The sequence below is a fragment of the Segatella paludivivens DSM 17968 = JCM 13650 genome (genome assembly GCF_000373185.1).
GTDB classification, from domain to species: Bacteria; Bacteroidota; Bacteroidia; order Bacteroidales; family Bacteroidaceae; genus Prevotella; species Prevotella paludivivens.
Map to the genome: position 1 here is coordinate 1 of NZ_KB890657.1, position 19,678 is coordinate 19,678.

12 protein-coding genes and 1 pseudogene are annotated in these 19,678 nt (G+C 40.0%); 11 read left to right on the top strand and 2 right to left on the bottom strand.

What is annotated here, in order from left to right; all coding sequences use genetic code 11:
• A partial coding sequence (locus B045_RS0109810) for an HU family DNA-binding protein (protein ID WP_018464091.1) occupies nucleotides 1-311 on the bottom strand: 311 nt, incomplete at its 3' end.
• Nucleotides 312-395: 84 nt separating this feature from the next.
• Here B045_RS0109810 and B045_RS15110 point away from each other — a divergent pair.
• The 11 genes and pseudogenes from B045_RS15110 to B045_RS0109870 all read left to right on the top strand — a co-directional run.
• Nucleotides 396-548 (top strand): annotated as a pseudogene (locus B045_RS15110) (transposase); the annotation flags it as partial.
• 436 nt (nucleotides 549-984) lie between these two features.
• Nucleotides 985-1,371 (top strand): hypothetical protein, encoded by a 387-nt coding sequence (locus tag B045_RS0109820; RefSeq protein WP_018464093.1) that lies wholly within the window; start codon nucleotides 985-987, stop codon nucleotides 1,369-1,371.
• Nucleotides 1,372-1,430: 59 nt separating this feature from the next.
• Entirely contained in the window at nucleotides 1,431-2,624 is a 1,194-nt protein-coding gene (locus B045_RS0109825; protein WP_081618624.1) for a 6-bladed beta-propeller, read from the top strand.
• A gap of 819 nt (nucleotides 2,625-3,443) precedes the next feature.
• Nucleotides 3,444-4,097 carry a MauE/DoxX family redox-associated membrane protein gene (locus B045_RS15865; protein ID WP_373277725.1) on the top strand — a complete coding sequence of 218 codons (654 nt, stop codon included), beginning with the start codon at nucleotides 3,444-3,446 and terminating at the stop codon, nucleotides 4,095-4,097.
• On the top strand, nucleotides 4,094-4,999 hold the full coding sequence (locus B045_RS14535; RefSeq protein ID WP_018464097.1) for a S26 family signal peptidase: 906 nt from the start codon (nucleotides 4,094-4,096) through the stop codon (nucleotides 4,997-4,999). Before B045_RS15865 ends, B045_RS14535 begins: the two co-directional genes overlap by 4 nt.
• A complete protein-coding gene (locus tag B045_RS0109845; RefSeq protein ID WP_018464098.1) occupies nucleotides 4,972-6,699 on the top strand; it encodes an O-antigen ligase family protein in 1,728 nt (575 codons plus the stop codon). Before B045_RS14535 ends, B045_RS0109845 begins: the two co-directional genes overlap by 28 nt.
• The gene (locus B045_RS0109850; RefSeq protein ID WP_081618625.1) at nucleotides 6,696-9,524 is read left to right on the top strand and encodes an RICIN domain-containing protein; all 2,829 of its coding nucleotides are present in this window, start codon (nucleotides 6,696-6,698) and stop codon (nucleotides 9,522-9,524) included. The genes B045_RS0109845 and B045_RS0109850 overlap by 4 nt, the downstream gene beginning before the upstream one ends.
• A 303-nt stretch (nucleotides 9,525-9,827) precedes the next feature.
• Nucleotides 9,828-11,333: a TolC family protein gene (locus B045_RS0109855; RefSeq protein ID WP_018464100.1), complete on the top strand. Its 1,506-nt coding sequence runs from the start codon at nucleotides 9,828-9,830 to the stop codon at nucleotides 11,331-11,333.
• A gap of 154 nt (nucleotides 11,334-11,487) precedes the next feature.
• Nucleotides 11,488-12,420, top strand: coding sequence for an efflux RND transporter periplasmic adaptor subunit (locus tag B045_RS0109860; RefSeq protein ID WP_169400985.1), 933 nt, complete (start codon nucleotides 11,488-11,490; stop codon nucleotides 12,418-12,420).
• A gap of 16 nt (nucleotides 12,421-12,436) precedes the next feature.
• The gene (locus tag B045_RS0109865; protein ID WP_025882768.1) at nucleotides 12,437-15,466 is read left to right on the top strand and encodes an efflux RND transporter permease subunit; all 3,030 of its coding nucleotides are present in this window, start codon (nucleotides 12,437-12,439) and stop codon (nucleotides 15,464-15,466) included.
• Entirely contained in the window at nucleotides 15,463-18,645 is a 3,183-nt protein-coding gene (locus B045_RS0109870; protein WP_018464103.1) for an efflux RND transporter permease subunit, read from the top strand. The genes B045_RS0109865 and B045_RS0109870 overlap by 4 nt, the downstream gene beginning before the upstream one ends.
• A 377-nt stretch (nucleotides 18,646-19,022) precedes the next feature.
• On the opposite strand, the gene B045_RS15115 is transcribed toward B045_RS0109870, so the two are convergent.
• Nucleotides 19,023-19,235 carry an ATP-binding protein gene (locus B045_RS15115; RefSeq protein WP_081784364.1) on the bottom strand — a complete coding sequence of 71 codons (213 nt, stop codon included), beginning with the start codon at nucleotides 19,233-19,235 and terminating at the stop codon, nucleotides 19,023-19,025.
• Nucleotides 19,236-19,678 lie beyond the last annotated feature (443 nt).

The following is a 19,678-nucleotide window of genomic DNA, read 5'->3' on the forward strand; positions in this document are numbered from 1 at the left end:
TCTCGGAACTTAAGGTGTACACCATGAATGTTAGAATGTTTGAAGTCGGCAGGATTTACCACAGAGTCACTTGTAACTCCTACATGGAAACTGCCAAGGCCATCAATCGTGACCTCCTCGCCATTAAGAAGGTGGTCACGAATTACATCCATTAACTCTGTGAGGACCAAAGTCACGTCGCCACATGTGGCAGAGCAGTTCCTTTGTATCTCCTCTGCGATTTCATTCATACCAACTTTTCCTGTCTTTCTTGCTCTTGCGAAGTATTTTTCTTCTGTTCTGGATTTCTCCAATGTGCATTGTATTGCCATAAAAATATTTTTTTATTTTGTTTTTTAAGGTCGTTTCCTACATGTTTTTGCGAAGCATCTTGTTATACAATATGTTAGCTTATGTATGATTGCCACTTATCAACAAGAAAAGTGGAAGGCATCAACAATAAGATAGAAGTGATGAAAAGAAATGCATATGGTTTAAGGGACGATAAGTACTTCAAACTTAGGCTATATGCACTTCATGACTGCCCCATCACTCAAAATGTCGAATGAACCAGATATCCATGATCCATTAGCACTGAGCCTTGGGAGATAGACGGTTTTTGCTGTTGCAATTTAGAGAAAAGTGCAATAAAACCAGCGAAAGGCTGAAACATGTTGCACAGGATAAAGTTTATGTTACACTGTAATAACAGGGAAAATGCTTTTTTGTTTAATTTTGCAAAAGCTAAATTAACTGAATTGCAGAGAAAGTCACTTTTGCTTATGGCGAAGCGGAGGTGAAGAGAGTCAGTTGATGAAAAAAAAACAGAAAGCTAAATAACCTTCCTTTTTTGTATTTTGCAAATGAACCATGAAAATGAGAAAAGATAAAGACAGCTTAGTCAAAGATTAACAACTAAAGCTGAGAAATTAAAGAAAAGGGTACATATACTTGATAGCGCTTAAGAGTAACGTGCCTTGATTATTAACTAAAACCAGTAAATAAATGAAAAAGAAAACAATCAAGTCCACACTGGCTGTGGCAGTGTTGGTAGCATCAGCTGCCTTCGGGTATACATCTTATACCCAGCATCAGGACAATCAGTTGGCCTATGCCAATCCTCTTATTGAGGAAAACATTAGTGCATTAGCTGATAATCCAACAGATGGTCGCGCAATTTTCCATCGAACAGATGAAAATTGTGTATATACCGTTACAGGAAAAGCAGGAGGCAATATAAAACTTAATATTGGCGGTGCTAGTATCTTAAACCTTACAATTGGAGCAGATGGTAACGCCTCTTATACTTATCCTGGTGGAAAAACCATTTGTGATTCAACTGGTAATCAACAATGTGAGAGTAGATATTGTCCACAATTATCTTTCATGTAATACTTTTGTTTGTTGTCCACAATTTGTGGACAACAACATTATCCTAATAAAATAAAAAAATGAACATTATTTCACACAAAAAATATTTAGTAATATACCTTTGCATGTTTATGATGGTAAGTTGTGCATCTTCAATTGACGAAGTTGCAGAACAGATTATCAGAATAGATAATAATTCTTTTGAATCACCATCAAGTATACATACTAAGGGAATTATAAAAGATATAAGGCTAGTGAGTCTTTCTCAAGATAGTGTTGCGATTGGTAATATTGACAACATCATAATTAATGATTCACTTATCTATATACTTGATAGCACTCAAAAACAGTGCGTTTATATTTACAATCTTTCTGGGCGTTATTTAAGAACAATATCGCGTCAAGGAAGAGGTAATGCAGAGTATGTAAGATTGTCAGATATATTTATTGACAAAGATAACAAAACATTAAATCTGTTATCCCGAAATGATAGAAGATTGTTAGTATTTGATAGTGAAGGAAAAGTGCTGTTGCGTACGATTAGTTTGCCAAAGATGTTCACATCTGTTCAACCAATAAAAAATGGTTATTTAGCCTATATGGGCAATTATAGTGAAGATAGTGAAAATCCATATAATTTTTGGATATTAGATGGAAATTTCAAAATTAAGAGTCATTTTGGGAAAATAAAGCCAGAGATAGAGAGCAGAGAGAATAAAGAAGTGCATGTCTTCTCATCTTATAAATCAAAGGTAAATATTATTTCAGAGATGGATTATAATGTATATGAAATAGAATCTGCCAAAGAAACTAATCAAATAAAGTATCAGTATGATTTGGGAAAATTAAATCTTCCTGAGAATATAAATAGAGAAATATTGAACAATCCCAAAGATTATTTCAATTTGCAAAATAACTATGTTTGCAATCTTTATCGCTTTCAACAAACCAATAATCATTGTTTAGCCATTACCTTATATCAAGGTCAAAAAAGAATGTTAGTGTGGGAAAAACACAAATCAAATGGAAATGTCGGGGCATTAGATACATATTGTGGAAAATATTTATGTGGGTTCGGAGAAATAAAAGGCATGAACGAAAATTATATAATTGCAATTGAAGACGCCAGTACATTATATGATATTTGGTTGGGACATAATAAATATAATGACTTTGAAAAGAAATATCCGAAGCAAGTTGATAATCTGCGGAAAACATTTCCTATAATAAAGCCCAATGACAATCCGTATCTAATTTTATACCAATTAAAATAAAAGAACGAATAAATATTTAAAAGTGGGTCCTAAAAATTAGCTTTGCTTTATTCTAGATTGTCAGTGAGTAAGGGAGAGTAGCGGGCTATATGACCGAATGAACTGGCAATTTGGTCCAAAGAAAATACAACGGAAAGCAAAACGTACCCCGTGGTTTTAGGTCATTGTTTACAGTGGTAATTTTAGAACCCACCTAAACATATTTATTATTTAATAAATTCAAATAATATGAGGACGAAATTTATTTATAAAATATTCTGTCTGATATCATTCGTTTCATTAATATATAGTTGCAGCAGGAGAGATGATGTCAGAAATGAGATGAAATCTATGCTTAATTCTCATATACGTATAGCGCATGATAGTCTTTTGTGTATTAATTGTAAAGAGGTTGGTTTTGTTGTTCCCTCCAATTCATCTTATAGATGGATTGAATATGTAGATTCTTCAGAATGCTCGCCTTGTACTATAGACCATCTTTCTGAGTGGAAGTTATATCTTAAATCTAAAAAACAGTTATGTAATATACATATTCAAATTATTTTAGAAAGCAAAAAAGATGAATTACAACAAATAAAAGCCAAACTGATTCAAAACAATATTTGTTCACCCGTCTATATTGACACTTCTTTTGTCTTTCGACGACATAATCCACAAATTCCGAACAAAAAAATGTTTCACACTTTCTTGCTTGATAAAACTAACAAGGTGATATTAGTAGGTAATCCGGTACAAAATATGCGTATAGATTCTTTGTTCCAGGCAATAGTCAAGAAATGATAAGCTAAAGATAAGAACTTAAGTTTAAAACAACATGCCATGATCTGTCAGAAGTCACATATTGTAGAATGTGTATTGCGTTTCATCTTGGGATGCGTGTTGATTATATCAGCAGTTCTCAAGTCCGTCAATGTCAAGTCCTTTGCGCAAGAGGTACAGCAATACAGTGACCTGTATTTGCTGGACTCGATGCACGGATGGTCCAATGGTATTGCTTTCACAGTTTGTACTTTTGAACTGTTTATAGGTATTTTGACTATAATGCGCATATACAGATTATTAACTGGAGTGACACTTGTAATTATGTTCTCTCTATTCCTGTATCTTACCGGGATAAACTTATTCTTTCCTTCTGAGTATTTCAGAAGCATCGAGTCATGCGGGTGTTTTGGTGAACTTATTCACTTCAATCCCATGAGTTCGTTTATCAAGAGCGTAATATTATGGATTATATCTATTGTTTTCTTCTTCTTTGTTTTTCCAGACATCTGCATAAAAAGTTTTGTAGAACAGATAGAGATAATGGTGAGAGATGTTAGGACTTATATTCTATTGATGTTGTCATGTCTTCCATCTTGGTTTTCAGTCCATTATATGGAATCTATAAATAATCATATATATATTATTGTCTATGTGGTACTTTGCCTGATAGTGATGACGTGTGCAGCAATTATGTTTCTTCGAAAAAGATGATGACAATTGATATTAAAGAAATATTGAAACGAAGAAGAAAAACAATCATAAAGATTGCTTTAATTGCCGTATGCGTATATCCAGCTTACTTTATACTTCATTACGCAAGGCTCATATTTGTGGCGGATCAATTTGTTATTCCTACTACTTCTATGGCGCCGACACTAATTCCGGGCGACAGGGTTATAATAGACAAGACCATTATGGGAGCAAGAATCTATACTGATTTTAAATTCCGGAAGGGAGGTCAACCACTGCATAGCTTCAGAACGAAGGGAAGAAGGCCGTTGAGACACAATGATATTGCTGTGTTCAATTTTCCTCGTCCCGCATGGAATGATATCGCTTTCGAAATCAATAATGTGTGGTGTAAGCGGATACTGGCATTACCGGGCGACACTCTTTATGTGGAAAACGGGATATATCATAATAATAACTTTGAAGGAACACTCGGACTGATAAAAGAACAGAAGAAGTTGGCTGCCACACCTGATTCTGTTTTGATTGCCCGCGGAGGTTTCGTCACAGCGTGGCTTATGCCTGTAAAATGGACAGTAAAGAATATGGGGCCATATTATATTCCAAGACGTGGCGACGTAATATGTTTCCGTCCTAATGATGTTACATTGTATCACGACATTGTTAAACTAGAAACTTCAAAGGAACTGACTTGGAACTGGGAGGCAGACTCTGCTATGCTGAATGGAAAACTCATCGGCAGTTACACTTTCTGCGGTAATTATTACTTTCTGGGAGGTGATAACGTTTTGGGGTCGCTTGACTCAAGATTCTGGGGATTAGTACCTGAGGATTATATTGTGGGAGTGGTGAAAATGATTAGTTATTCTAAGAATAAACAGACTAATAAAATCAGATGGGGAAGAACATTAAAAATGCTATAAGTCTCTACATCAATCAATTGATGTGTATGGTGGCAGGAAGATGGACAATCTTCCTGTCAATGGGATGCGTAATGTTGCTTACATTGCTCCGATATGATGTAGATTGGTCGGATAATGAAAATATAAAGGGATGGGGCATAATTCTTTTAGGGATAGTTGCCATTGGCTGCACTATCAGAAAAGAGGGAAAAATAAAATGGACGTCGCTGGAAGCTTTGGTAGCTTTAAATTTCCTGTATTTTATAATGAATATTGCGTTTCTGTCAAACTATCCTATAGCCCATCACATGATTATTGTGGCAGAGTGCGTAATGATGTATGTCTTTATAAGAGTAATCACTGCTGAAGAAAAAGGCATTGATAAAATCATTGTGTATACAATGGCAATAGCTGGTGTATATGAATCTATTTTCGGCATTTTGCAGTTGACAGGAATGCTTGAGGCAAATTCTATACGAGAAAAAATGACAGGCAGTTTTCTTAATTCTGGTCCTATGGGCATCTATATAGCCGTTATGCTGTCGGCATGTACGGACTATTACTTTCAAAAACGTGATAAGATAATTGGGGGATGTATCATTTTTATGCTTATTGTAATGCCTGCCACAATGAGCAGAACGGCAATGCTTGCCTATTGTATTGTGATAATATTGCAGTTCAGAACTTTTATACTAAAACATTGGAAGATATCACTTGTTGCAATAGCAGTAACCATAACAATATTATATTTCTTTAAGCAAGGATCAGCAGACAGCCGAATATTTATGAATATCGTGGCTTTAAACGAATGGAAGGAAAAACCTTTGTGGGGCTGTGGCGTTGGCGGATATGTTCATACACTTGCCAATGGACAGATGAAATACTTTGCCATGCACCCTGATTCTATGTTTATTGACAGTGTCGGATCTACCGACATGGCATTCAATGAATATATGAAAGTACTGGTGGAACAAGGCATCGTGGGATTAATCCTTTTGACATGCACTCTTGGACTAACAGTCTATCGCTTATTAAGAAAGCATTCGCCTTTGGCATATTCAATGATTGCTATATGCGTAGTGGCCTTGTTCTCATATCCGTTCCATCTTCATCAATTTTTATTGATATCAACTTTATTGACAGCTCTTGCAACAGGTAAAGAAGTGGCAGAAGATAGAGCGTGTGCGTTTAGGAAATTCTTGACTGCTGGATTTCTTGCTTTATGCTTAGTCTTTATGGGGGTATTACAACATGAATCTCACAGACGTACTAAGATTAGTCAGGAAGCACACTGTTTCTCATTTATGAATAATGCGGCCTTTATTGACGATTTCTATGAACTACTGCCCACAATGACCGATAATAGGCAATACCTGTTCAGTTTTGGAAAAACGCTGCGAGAAGCCGGTCGTTTCAACGATAGCAACGCTATATTAAGGTTGGGCACAAAGCTCGACACTGATCCAATGACTTATGTGTTGATGGGACGCAACTATGAGGACATGAATTTACCAAAAGAAGCAGACTCGCTTTATAGGCAGGCTTTCCTTTTACAGCCTAATCGCATATATCCGCTCTATCGTCAGATGAAGCTATATATGAAAACAGGCGACAATAGGGCAATGCGAGATAAGGCTAAGGAAATTGTTGTTATTAAACCGAAGGTAATGTCACCTGTGGTGGAAAAGATGAAAAACGAAGCAAAAAAAATAGCGAAATGAATATGAATAACAATCAGAAACTATATCACAGGCATAGCAAAAAATCATGGCTAAGCTTGATTTTAGCGGGAATGATGTCGGCCACAGTTCTAATGTCGTGCAACGGTGCATTGAACAAAAGCCTCGACTTGGCAGACAATAACCGACAGGAATTGGAGAAGGTGTTGGATTATTTTGAGGATGATGAGGATCCTTTGAAGTATGAATCAGCATGTTTTCTGATAGAAAATATGCCTTTTCATGGAACCTTCTATGGAAAGGACATGAAGAAGTATATCCAGGCCTACGACATAATGGGAGCAGAACCGATAGACAAACGAGGACAAAAATGGGAAGAACTAAGTAAGAACATAAATACAAACGGATTAACGTTTATATCCGACATCAAAAAGATGAAAGCAGATTACCTTATTAAGGCCATCAATGATGCTGTTGATATGTGGAGAATCGTCAATTGGGATAACGATTATGATGAGTCGGTGTTTTTTGATTATGTTCTTCCTTATCGTGTTTCAAAAGAACCACTAAGTGATTGGAGGAATTTTATAAAGACGGAATTTCCCTATTTAATAGATAATTCATTTTGGAGTTCTCGTGGACAGCAAATCATTGCAGCCCAGAATAAACATGAGGACGTGGCAATAATGAATGAGCCGAGTGCTCTTAAGGGACAGTCCGTGCTCTTAAATAACTCTAACTCTTGTGTTAAGATAGCTATTGAGTCTCCAATAGCTAGCCATAAGTTAATTAGATTTCGTTATAACACGTTGTCTAAAAAGGCAAAGGCTGCCATATCGTTGAATGGTAAATTTATTGGCTATTTGAATTTGGAACCTACCAAGACGATGCATTCTTTTCGTAGTACACGTTTTGGTATGCAGATGAATCTGAAAGCTGGAACAAATGAGCTAATGGTAAAGTATGTGAATGATACTTTTGGATTAGATTATATAGAAGTGGCCACAATGGAGAAACTTGATGAGTCAAAGTTGGAGGATTATTCAAGTAATTACTGTACTATAAGGAATAAAAAAACAGGCACATATGTTTCTATGGATACATTGTCGGCATCTTTGCTAAAGCCAATAAATCTTAAGAAGTATTCAGCTAAGGATAACAGCTTACTGTTGAGGCTTGATTATCTTGGCTTTCCATGTTGGAAAATATCTCCCAAGGATAGCACAAATATGTGTATGGAAGACCGCTGGGTCAGTTTAGATTTGAAAGCTCCTGTAGGTAAGTATAATTATTTGGGAGCGAATCACCAAAAGTGGATTATAATACCAGTTGGAAAAGGCTACAGCAAGATAATGAACAAAGATACCGGCCTGTTTTGGGAGGCAACAAAAGATCCTGAAACCGGAAAAAGTATAATTGTCCAGAATCTATACATTGGAAAGGATTCCCAAAAATGGAAAATAACAAGGAAGACAGAGAATCCATTAGCTAATCATTTCTTTACTTTTGGTAGTGCAGCTTCTAAGGCGGTAAAAGTGACAGACGTGATGAATCAATTTGAATTTATAGGTAATAATGGTAACTTGCCACCAACTTTAACCCAGTTGTGTAAGTATCGTACAGGAAAGTGTAGTGATGAATCTTCATTTGTGGTTTCTTTGTCCAGATGCTTGGGCATACCCACAGCTATAGATTTTACTCCGCATTGGGGAAACAGAACTAATTCACATGCGTGGAGTGTGTTAATATTGCCAAACGGAAAAGGAACCCCATTTTATATGGGATGTGTACCTGGAGATACGGCCCAATATTTTCATAGTTATTTGAAACCTAAAATATTTAGGCATAGATTTCGTTTGAATCGGGAGATGGTGAATGATTTTAGGGGTGAACAGTATATTCCTTCTCTTTTTATATTACCGGATTTTATAGATGTAACAGATGAGTATTATGAAACCACTGATGTGACGCGTGAAATACCAGATGAATACCGGAATCATAAGGTCGCTTATATATGCGTAGCAGATAAGGAAGCCTGGACTCCAGTTTATTACGGTAAGATATCATGGGGAAAAGCTAAATTTAAATCCATGGGGCGCAGGATTCTTTATTCTGTGGGAGTAGTGCAGGATGGCAAAATCGTTTCTGTTGGAAATCCGTTTTATATTACAGCTAAAGGCGAAGTTAAAGATATCGTGTGCAATGTGCGTAAGAAGCAGAGTATGACTCTTTTGCGTAAATATCCATATTTCGGTAAAGAAGACTTTTTTAATGGAAGAATGGCTTATGGAAAATTCCAAGGGAGTGATGAACGATTGTTTAAAAATCCAGTTACATTCTTTAGTCATGAAGGTATTACAGAAGGATGTTGGTATGAGCACAAGGTGACGGACAAGCATACTTATAAGTATGTAAGATATTTGAGTCCAAAGAATTCATATTGTAATATTAATGAATTGGAGTTTTATAATGATAAAAATGTAAAACTTTCAGGAAAGATATTGGGAACTCAGGGAACGGACAAACAAGGTAAGGAAACAGTCTTTGATGGAGATGTCCTAACAGGTTTTAATGGAAATAGTCCTGATGGTCATTGGGTAGGATTGGAACTTAAGAAGCCTTCTGTAATATCCAAGGTTAGATATATGCCAAGGAATGATGGTAATACCGTAGAGAAGGGCGATGTTTATGAACTTAAAATATATTATAAAGGGAAGTGGAAAACTCTATTTAGGAAAAAAGCTATAGATAATCAGGTAATATTCTACAAAATCCCGTCAGCAGGCTTATATATTCTAAGTGATATTACAAAAGGTGTGGAAGAACGTCCATTTATCTATGTTAAAGGAAAGCAGATTTGGTGGTAATTTAAAGAATTAATAGTAAAGTAAAAATGAAAGGAATATTTTATAAGCGATTATGAACGGAAATCTATTGTAAGAGCAGATGAAGGTGTGATAGCAGTTCAAAACAGTAAGATTGTAGGTAAGTGGTCTAAATACACATTTCCTTTCTTTTTACTTAAATATTTTCATAAAGGAGTGATACCGGTGATCATCCAGCATGTTGTATTAATAGTGACAACTCTCATTTTTATTTTCGCATTTATTTTTGGCTTGAAAAAAGACAAAATAAAGAATAATTCTTTAGAGATATAATATTAGATGATAATGAAAAAACAGAATAAAAAAAGAACTTGTTATGGTATAGGACTGTCTATGCTATTATGGCTCTCAGGTGCTAATGCTATTAAAGCCCAAACTAATTTTTATCTAAACAATGCTATATGGATAGCTCAGGAGAATTCGTTTGATGCCAAGTTTGCTCAATTTTCTTATATGGCCAGTTATTGGACGTATCGTTCTTTTAAGGCGCAATTGCTGCCTTCTGTGAATCTGTCGGGTGGGCTGCTGAACTTTAATCATTCTAATGTTGAGGCTCGGGATGCTAATACTGGTAAGATTAATTATGTGAGTAATAATTCGATGACGAATAGCCTGACGCTGTCTGTCGATCAGCAGATTCCTACATTGGGTGGTACTTTGTCATTGCAGTCTTACCTATATAGGCTTGATCAGTTTGACTATAACCTTAAAACATATAACACGCAACCGATGAGGATTTCTTATACCCAGCCTTTACGCTTGTATAATGAGTTGAAGTGGGAAAAGAAAACAGCTCCAAAGGAATTTGAAAAGGCCAAGAAGGTGTATCTTGAGGCAATGGAGAATGTGGCTATCCAAACTACTACGCTCTTTTTTAATGCCGTTACAGCGCAGTCGGATTATAATCAGAACGTGGCTAAATATGAAGACCTTAAACTATTGTATGACATTTCGAAGAAACGTTTTGACCTGGGAACGATAAACAAAAGTGACGTACTTCAACTGGAATTGTCGATGCTCAATGCCAAAGTTGCCGTTACCAACTCCAAGATAGTGATGGATAATCAGATGTTCAGTCTGTTTTCTTATCTGAGATTAAAGGATTATGAAGGCATGAAACTGGTGCCTCCTTCGGATATCTCCGATATCATTCTCAATGCAGATGATATTCTTGCCAAAGCATTGCGGAATGCCTCCCATCAGATCAACCAAGACCTCACAATGCTTATTGCCCAGCAGAATCTTGCAGCTGCAAAATCTGCCAAGGGATTGCAACTTCAACTGAACGGAGAACTGGGATTCAACAAGACGGCAAAAGCCTTTACTCAAGCTTATAGTAATCTCCAGGACAATGAGATTGTTGGACTGACTCTTTCATTACCGATATTCGACTGGGGTGTCAAGAAAGGAAAGATAAGGGTTGCTAAGTCAAATCTGGAACTGGCAAAGACTCAGGTGGAGCAGTCTCAGGAAAGTTATCTGCAGAATATCAGACAACAGACAATTCAGTTCAGTTTCCAGGCTGAGCAGTGTCGGACATCGTTGAAGGCCCAAGATATTTCAAAAGAAAGGTATGAGATAACCAAGAAACGGTTTGAGACAGGCTCGATAAGCGTGACCGATCTGAACACAGCAATGCAGGAAAAGGAAGCCGCAAAGTCACAATATATAGGACAGCTGCAGCAGTATTGGATTAATTATTATACGTTGCGTAGGATAACCCTCTATGATTGGGTTGCCCACAGAGACCTGACTGCTGATTTTGAAGATATAGTAAAACGTAAACTCTGAAGAAATGAAAAGAATAGGATATATTTTTATTGCCGTACTTTGCCTTGTAACCTCATGCAAGAACAAACAAAAAGCTGGAGAACCACAGCTTTCGGCAGACAGGGAGCCCAGTGCGACTGATTTGTACGTGGATACGGTGAGGCTGCATAGCCAGGTGTTTCATCGACAGTTGATTTGTAATGGAAGGTTGGAAGCCATCGCAAAAAGTGAACTCTCGTTTAGTAACGGCGGAACTGTGGTTGCCATACAGATACATAATGGAGATTATGTCAGTAGGGGACAGGTCATCGCAGAAACTGACCGACATGAGTATTTGCTTGAGATTGAAAGGGCAAAAAAGGAGCTTGAACGTGCCAAGGTGGAACTGACCGATAAACTTATTGGACTGGGATATAATGCCGATGCGCATGGCGTGCCTGCTGATGTGCTTCGTCGGGCACAGGTGATATCCGGATATTATTCTGCTGTCTATGCTCTCCAAGCTGCCACAAGGCGTTTGAAGGACTGTACATTACGTGCACCTTTTGCTGGCAGAATAGCTAATCTGAGTAATAACAGTTTCCAGCGTATGGACAAAATCTGTTCACTGATCAATGATAGCTATTTTGATGTGGAATTCTTGGTGATGGAAACCGAACTGAAGAATATCCGCCGTGGTCAGCAAGTGATAGTCACTCCGTTTATGGATAATGCGGTCTCTTTCCATGGTCAGGTAGTGAATATCAACCCTACCGTGAATGAAAAGGGACTTATTCTTGTGAGGGCAAGAATCAAAAATATAGGCAACAGACTGATAGATGGCATGAATGTCAAGGTTATCATTGAAAATGATGTGCGAAATTCCTTTGTTGTTCCGAAGGATGCCGTCGTGGAGCGCGATGGCTACCATGTGGTGTTTGTCTACCAAAATGGTAAAGCGGTATGGACTTATGTGGATATTGCCCATAGCAACCTCAGCAGCCATGCCATCACCGGTTGTGAACAGAAGAGCACGAAACTTCATGAAGGTGATGCGATCATAACATCCGGTAATCTCAACCTTGCCGATGGAACCAAGGTGACGATAAAGGCAAAAAGCGAAGAGTAAAACCTTATAGCTTGACATGATAAAATATATTATACATAGACCTATAGCCGTTTCGATGATTATTGTTGCAATCGTCGTAATCGGAATCGTGGCAGTCAGGGGCATTCCTGTTTCGCTTATGCCGAATGTGGATATTCCGCAAATCACGGTAAAGGTGGATATGCCCGGTTCTTCGGTGGAGGAGATAGAACAACAAGTCGTTGCGCCGCTGCGCGAACAGCTGTTACAGGTGGCAGGACTGAAGAGTCTCAGCAGTGATGCCCGCATGGATGGCGGAAACATATTGCTGAATTTTGAACCCGGAAGTAATATCAACCTCCTCTTTATTGATGTAAATGAAAAGATAGATATGGCCATGCCGCAGCTGCCTAAGGAAATGAATCGTCCTAAGGTGGTAAAGGCCAGTGCCACGGATATTCCCGCTTTCTATCTTGATGTGGCATTCAAAAATGAGAAGAAAGGTGAACAAGCCGGCAACAGATTTGCCGGACTGAGTGAATTTGTCAGGAATGTCGTGGCAAAACGAATAGAGCAGTTGCCTTCTACGGCCATGGTTGACATCAGCGGCGTGACTTCTTCCGAGATAGTATGTGTGCCTGATGAGGACAAGATGACGGCGCTCGGAATCACAGAAGAAGACCTTCAGCATGCAATCAGTGACAATAACATTCAGCTTGAGGCCCTTACTATAGCTGATGGTATCTACAGATATAACATTCATTTCGACAGTCAGATACAGACAATTGACGATATCAAGAATATCATTGTCCGTCATGAAGACAGATTGTTCCAGCTAAGAGACATCTGCACAATAGAGGAACGACCTGCATTACGGAATGGCATTATTCGCCATGACGGCCGGAATTGTGTTTCTCTGGCAGTGATTAAGCAGAGCGATGCACGTATGGGTGACCTGAAAGAGGCTATCTCGGGCGTTGTCAGCGACTTGGAGAAGGCCTATCCCGAAATGCAGTTCAGCATCACGCGTGACCAGACGGAGCTTCTTTCTTATTCCATCAACAACCTTGAATGGAACCTTTTGGCAGCTGCGGCCTTCACTTTCCTCGTGCTGCTGGCTTTTATGCGCCGATGGAGACTTACCATATTGGTAGCTTTGTCAATACCGCTTTCGCTGATAATTACCTTTATCTGCTTCAATGTCATTGGAATTTCAATGAACATCATCTCGCTTTCTGGTCTTATTCTCGGTGTGGGTATGATTGTAGACAATTCCATCATCGTGATAGACAATATCCTGCAGAAATGGCGGGGCGGAATGAAACTGGAAAATGCCATAGTCCAGGGAGCATGTGAAGTATTCACAGCAATGCTCAGTTCGGTGCTGACCACATGCTGTGTCTTTGTTCCACTTATATTCCTGAGCGGCATAGCCGGTGCTCTGTTCTTCGATCAGTCCATGGGCATCACAATCTCCCTGTTTGCTTCGTTAGCTGTTGCCATGCTGGTGTTGCCAGTCTATTTCTATATGAACTACAGGAAAGCTGCCGAGGCTCCTGCTGATAAGGCGAAAAAGAGTAATGCTTATCTTTTTGGATTATATGAGCGCTGTCTGCATTGGATTCTTCGTCATGCACGCCTATGTGTCATGGTCTTTATACTCATCATTCCTGCAACGATATTGTTGTTTGTCGCAATAGACAAACAAACATTGCCAAGAATAGACTATACCGATGGACTGATGACGATAGACTGGAACAGCGGCATCTCGGCACAGAAGAATGACAATCGGGTTCTTGCCTTGCTGAAAGGACAGCATGATATTCAGACGAGCACTTCGATGGTTGGCACACAGGACTTTCTGTTGTCCCATACGCCCGACATAACACCGTCGGAAGCATTGATATATCTGAAGTGTGCTTCGCCGTCGGCACTGAAAGCCACCTGTGACAGCATACATGAGAACATTCTGGCACATTATCCTGAGGCTACGGTGAAGTTTGAACCTGCCGGAAACCTGCTGAATATGATATTCTCTTCTGATGAACCCGACCTGATGATACGGCTTCAGAATGGTGACGGCAAACGTCCCAGAGTGGACCAGGCACAGGCTTTTACGGATACGTTGAGGCGCAGGTTCCCCGATATCTCTGTTCCTTCGGTTACTACAGAAGAAAATCTGCAGCTGGTGGCCGACGTGGAGAAGATGAGCTTCTATAAAATCAGTTACAGTCAGCTGTCTCAGCGCCTACGGGAACTCGTCGGTCGCAATGATGTGCTCCGTATCAACCGCGGTGCCAGCAATGTGCCTGTCCTGCTGGGTGCCGATAATGACGATCGAAGGGTAATCATGCAGAGTTCGGTGAAGTCGAGCGACGGGATAGATGTTCCTCTGAGCTACATCATCACCGAGAGAATCGTGAATGGCTACAAGCACCTTTATGGTAATGACGGTGGTGAATATTACCCCGTCCAGATCAATGCTTCGTCATCGGAGATTGACGATATAATCCAGTTTGTGGTAAACTATGACCAGAAACATGAAGATGTTTCCACCAGCATGTCGGGTGCCTACTATTCCGGCAGGAAGCTGGTTGGCCAGCTAACAGGAATCCTTGCCGTTTCATTATTACTGCTGTTCTTTATCCTTGCAGCACAGTTTGAGAGCATGGTTCAGCCGACCATTATCCTATCAGAGATGGTTATCGACGTGTTTTTCGTGGTGCTGGGACTATGGCTTTTCGGCGAGACGCTGAACATCATGTCTATGATTGGTATCATTGTGATGGGCGGTATCGTCATTAACGATTCCATTTTGAAGATTGATACCATCAATAGGCTGCGCAGAGCCGGAACCCCGCTGCTGAAGGCTATCCTCGTTGCCGGTCATGAGCGCCTACTCCCCATCATCATGACCTCGCTGACCACCATCTTTGCCATGCTTCCGTTCATGTCGAAAGGCAGTATCGGTGCCGATATGCAGTATCCGTTGTCCCTTGCCCTCATTATCGGTCTGACCGTCGGAACATTGGTCAGCCTATTCTTCGTGCCCATGGTTTATTACATTATATATAACAGAAAGTCATGAAACTGTCAAGATTCTCTATCATTCTTACCATGGTGATCCTGATGATCATCGGAGCCGCGCTTACACCTTTCATAGATGTGGGCACGGAACCGATGGAGCGTCAGGGAAAGACTCTTATCATCGGTGTAGACTGGCCCTTTGTGGCAGCCAAAGTTGTGGAGCAGAATATTACGTCTCCTATAGAAGGGCTGGTGTCTTCACTAAAGGGTATAGAAAAGATAGAATCGAATTCCTATTTCGGCCACAGTGAAATCAAAATAAAACTCAAGCCTGAGACAGATGTGTCTTCCATCAGGTTTGAAATTTCTTCTTTGCTCAGGCAGGCTTACAGTCATTTACCTAAAGGCATCAGTTACCCCACACTGTCCGGTGGTGAGGTGAAGATGAACACCGCTTCGCATAACGAAAAGAAACTCCTGCTCACTTATAATATCAATGCTGATATGCAGCCTGATATGATTAAGAATTATGTGGAGCAGAATATTTCCAGACCCCTTGAGCGCATATCAGGAATATCGGGCATAGAACTTACCGGAACCACGGACCGATATATAGAGATAACCTATAATCCGGTGAAGCTTGCTGCATGCGGACTGTCGGAGAACGACATTGCCGATGCCATCAGAAACTTTATAGGTCGTGATGACATCATCGGTGAGGTCAGGTATGACAAGGGGCATAATGATACCGAGAAAATAGCCCTGCATCTCACTACTGCTGAATTTTCCAAGTCGCTGGAACAGATGCCCGTCACTGCTTCCGACGGCAGGATGTTCTATCTGAATGACCTTACCTCGTTCACTTATAAGAACTATGAGCCATGGAGCTATTTCCGGGTCAACGGAATGAATACCATCTATCTGAATGTCTATGTACCCGCTGACGCAAAGGTGATTCCTCTTTCTGACAAGGTGCAGGAGGAGATGGACCGTATTCAGCAAAACATCAGCCGAAATGTACATGTGGAACTTGCCCATGATGAGGCTAAAGGCCAGCGGGAGGAACTGTTCAAGCTGATTACCCAGACCCTGATGTCATTGGCATTGCTGCTGTTTTTTGTGTGGTTGACAAGTCGAAATATGAGATATCTGTCGATAATAGCCATTGCTTTAGCGGCAAATCTCCTTATAGCAATAATTGCTTACTGGCTGTTCAAGGTACAGCTTCATATATATTCCCTGGCAGGTGTGACGGTGTCGCTTGGACTGATTATCGACTCCACCATTGTGATGGCAGACCATTATAGCTATTATCATGACCGCAAGGCATTTCAGGCCATACTGGCAGCTTTGCTCACCACAATCGGTTCTTTAATTATTATTTTTTTCTTGCCAGACGAGCTGCGGGATAATCTTTACGATTTTGGTTGGATAATCATTATAAACCTCACCCTGTCGCTGTTGGTGGCTTACTTCTTCGTGCCGTCGCTGGTTGACTCCATGCACTACACCAGTCACCACCGGAAGCTGAGACATGGACGCGCCGTGATTCGGTGGAACAGATTCTATACGGCCTATCTGAACTTTACCCGCAGAAGAAGATGGATTTATTACATTCTTCTGGTGCTGGCTTTTGGTGTCCCTGTCTTTGCCCTTCCAGCCCATCTCGGCGCAGAAGACATATCTTACTCTGAAGAAAGCCCAGAAAACGGCGTGTGGTATGAAAAGTTGTATAATGAAACGTTAGGAAGTAAGTTCTTCAAGACGGTCATCAAAGATAATCTTTCATCGGTGCTGGGCGGTTCGATGAAGCTGTTTGCTGAATCCCTCAACGAGGAAGAGCATATTGAAGAACCGGAAAAGATCCTGACGATTATGGCGCAGATGCCTTTGGGAGGCAGGGCTAGTCAGTTGAACGAGAAGGTGAGGATTCTTGAGGAATATCTGCGGACATTTAAGCAAATCAAGACTTTCACCACAACTATTGACGGGCGCGGTGCCCAAGTGGAGGTGAAGTTCAGGGATGAATGGAAGAATACAGCTTTCCCTTATTTTCTTGAAAACAAGGTCATTAGCAAGGTCATCACCATTGGTGGAGCCGACTGGAGCACACATGGTGTCAGTCTGCAAGGGTTCAGTAATGCACTGAACCTACAGAGTCGACAGGACCGGATAGTGGTTTCTGGTTTCAACTACAATCAGTTGTACAGGCTGGCAGAGGACATCTGTGACTACATGAGGGATAACGAACGTGTGCAGGATCTTATCATTGAAACTCCCAGCAGGGATATAGAAGAGGATGAGTACTATATGCGCTATTCTCTCGATAAGTTTGCACTAGCCCGACAGTCGGCATGGAGCGTGCACAGTTCCATGGCAGACATGCTGAAGATGAATTGGGTGGGACATTATCATGACAGATATGTCTCGTCAGACATCTGCCTGAAGCCTTCAACATATGATGAATTCGACTTGTGGCACCTGAATAATTCCTCTGTCAGTGCCGCTGGTTCAGCCGTTTCAGTGCCCGATTTGATGCAGATTGCGAAGCGTACAGCCAAGAACGTCATCCATAGAGAGAACCAAGAATACGTGCTTAACATTGCCTTCAACGTGCTTGGCAGTTATGTTTATGAAAGTGAATATATTCATGATGTGATAGAACATTTCACCAAGACACTGCCCATTGGTTTTAAATGTTCCAGTCCAGTGTTACCCCAGCAGCAGGAAGAGGGTGTCAAGTATTGGCTGGTGTTACTTATCGTAGTCATCATCTTTTTCATCTGCACTATTCTGTTTGAATCTTTCAGAGCAACGGTGGTGATTGTTTCAATCATTCCGGTCACCCTGATAGGCACATTCCTTACCTTCTATTTCACGGGTGCAGAGTTCGGAGCAGGCGGTTTTGCCTCGTTGGTGTTGCTGTGCGGCATAACCGTCAACTCGGGTATTTATATTATGAACCAGTATAATATCCTCCGGAGAGCATCAAACAATGATGGTCTCGATGGGACAATAAAGCTGTTTGTCCGGGCTTATAACCACAAGATTATCCCCGTTTTCCTGACGGTATCTTCCACCATTATGGGCTTGATACCTTTCTTTGCCTATGCCAAGGAAGAACCTTTCTGGTTTTCTTTTGCCACGGGTGTCACCGGAGGGCTGGTGTTTTCTTTTGTCGCAATAGTCTTTATCATGCCTTTGTTCGTGAAATTCAAGAAACCACATCGTGTAGGATGATACTGAAAAGTTTTTTAAAGGAGGGGGTATTTCGTGTTAAGCTATAACCCTCCTTTCGCTTCTGTGCCCTACAGCGTGCCACGTCATCATACACAAGGATTCATCATTATGTCTTGATTTTTCTCATTTGGTAGCAGGAGGTCATGCCTTTCAAAGCATGAGGACGGCGGAATTGTTCGTTGCGTGCTACGCGATGCTCTGATTTTCTCAACCATATCAGAAGTTTTTTCATCATTCCCAATGCAGTGAGACGGAACCATATATATCAGAAAAATGCTTATATAATAAGCATAACGATAGCGCTGTATCGTTACCAATCGTAGCACTTCAAACGGTAACAAGTTTTTTAATTCTATCTTGCTTTGTGGGAAAGATAACTATTTTTTCTTTTTATATCGCATCGATTCGCCTCTTATTTCTATTGTATTGGCGTTTGATACTAATCTACATAAGATTGCATCAGCAAACGTAGAATCTTCTATGTAATCATACCATTTATTGATTGGTAACAGCGATACTATTATTACAGATCTTAGTTCATATCTTTCCTCTAATATCTGTAATAGTTTAAGACGTGTATTTGCATCCAAAGTTTATTATATTGCCATAATATTTTTGATTCTTCGTCAGTTTAGGGGAATATACCTATTCTGACTAAAGACAGGTCCACTTGAATCCATGATTGACCATAAAGTAGTAACGGGTGATATGGGTAGTTATGTTATGATTCAGGAACAAAGCACGGTATTATGGCGATTAATGACTGTAACATGATTACCATAGGATGTGCTGTTTATAACGGACATCATTGCCGATATTTCGAAGAATAAATAGATTATCATGAAAATAGCCATTCATTAATGATGAATGGCTATTTCTTTAGCTATAAATATAGGCTTGTTGACGAATGCCACTATCGAATTTCGATAATGGCATCTTCAGTTAAACTGTGAGTAAGTTTCCATGTCATTGCATCTCGCTTGGCATCCTCTCGGAACTTAAGGTGTACACCATGAATGTTAGAATGTTTGAA